The 1,587-nt window shown below is 75.4% G+C and carries 1 pseudogene; it reads right to left on the bottom strand.

Features of this window, described 5'->3' with window-relative positions:
- Positions 1–902 precede the first annotated feature (902 nt).
- Positions 903–1,490, bottom strand: a pseudogene (locus tag DY245_RS45215) (hypothetical protein); the annotation flags it as partial.
- Positions 1,491–1,587 lie beyond the last annotated feature (97 nt).

Here is a 1,587-nt window from a genome sequence, read left to right as displayed (position 1 = left end):
GCTGCACGGGCGGCAGGTCGGCCGCGGTGGGGGTGGGGGTGGGCGGGGTGACGTCCGGGCCGACCTCCGGGGTGGCGGACGGGGCGAGGTCCGGGGCAACGGGAGGGGCGACCGGCGCGGCGTGAGGAGCGGCCGGAGCAACCGGAGCGACCGGCGCGGCCCCGTACGGGAAGGCCGGAGCCGCCGGCCCGGCCGGCCCGCCGCCGCGCCCCACCATCCTCAGCAGATACGGCACCACCAGCACCGCCCCGAAGGTCCACAGCAGCGCGAACAGCAGCGTCTCCGCGCCGCCGGCGGCGACTTCACCGTGGGCGCCGGCCAGCCGGCCGCCGTAGCCGCTGCCGTATCCGTCCCCATAGCCGTCGCCGTAGCCGTACCCGCCGCCGCTCCCGCCATGGAACGTCGCGCTCACGCTCACGCCCGCGACCAGCACCAGGAACACCAGCGAGACGACGAAGAAGCCCGCGGACAGCAGCTGTTCGCGGCGGTCGGCGCTGCGCCGTACGGCCAGGAAACCCACCAGCAGCGCACAGACCAGACCGCCGACGATCACGCCGAACAGCCCCCAGCCACCGCCGAGATGCCCCAGTTCGCCATAGCCGATCGACTGCCGGCCGGAGTCCAGGAACGGAATGTTCGGCAGGTTCCACTCGGCGTTCACCGGTGCGCCCCAGGCCATCGCGAGCGCCATCGCACCGATGTTGGGCAGCATCACCAGCATCGCGACCACCGCGCCGCCGCCGAAAGCCTCCTTCGCCGTGGCGAGCACCGTAACGACGGTGACGACACCGGCCAGTGTGACGACGGTCAGCAGCGCGATCAGCGCCGTACGCAGCGCCCCGACGGCGATCTGCCACCCGGGCCGGGCGGTGAGCCAGGCCCCGGCCTCGCCGCGCCCCAGNGGTGAGCCAGGCCCCGGCCTCGCCGCGCCCCAGCACCACGCCGCACACCGCGGCCGCCAGCAGGAAGGACCACAGCAGCGCGAGGAACGGCGCGGACGACAACTCGATGCCGTCGTAGGACGGCTGGGCCAGCAGGCCGAGGGCGAAGGTGCCGACCCCGCAGAGCGCGGCGATCCGCAGCACGGTCTCCAGCACGGCGGTCCGAGCACCGACCGCCCCCTGAACTCCCGCCTGGGTCGTGGCAGTTGCGCGCACGGCAGTCCGCCGGGCCGCGAACGCCAGCACACCCGCCCACGCCACCGTGACCACCAGCGGCACCAACGACAGCGTCGCCTCGCCCGCGATGCCCACCCCGAACGACTCCAGGGATGCCGAGGCATTGCCGGAGAGGCTGACCCCGCCACCGACGCTCTGCAGCAGCAGCGCCAGCGCGATCCGCATCCGTACGCCCCAGCCGAGCCCGGACGCGTCCGCCTTGTCCGAGCCGAACAGCGCCAGCACACCGGCCAGCACCAGCAGCATCAGCGTCGGCCCGGCGGCGGCCTTCAGCGCCGCCGGCCAGTCGCCCTTCGCCGTACGGGTGAGCATCGCGCCCACGGGCGAGGGCCGGGCGGGCACGGCGTACGGCGGAGGCGGCGGGGTGGGCGGCGCGGCCGGGACCGGAGGCTGCGCCGGCACCGGGGGC

It is taken from the genome of Streptomyces inhibens (genome assembly GCF_003389455.1).
In the GTDB taxonomy this organism is placed as follows: domain Bacteria; phylum Actinomycetota; class Actinomycetes; order Streptomycetales; family Streptomycetaceae; genus Streptomyces; species Streptomyces inhibens.
Note: the sequence above shows the minus strand (reverse complement) of the source record. Positions and strands in the feature narration are given on the sequence as shown.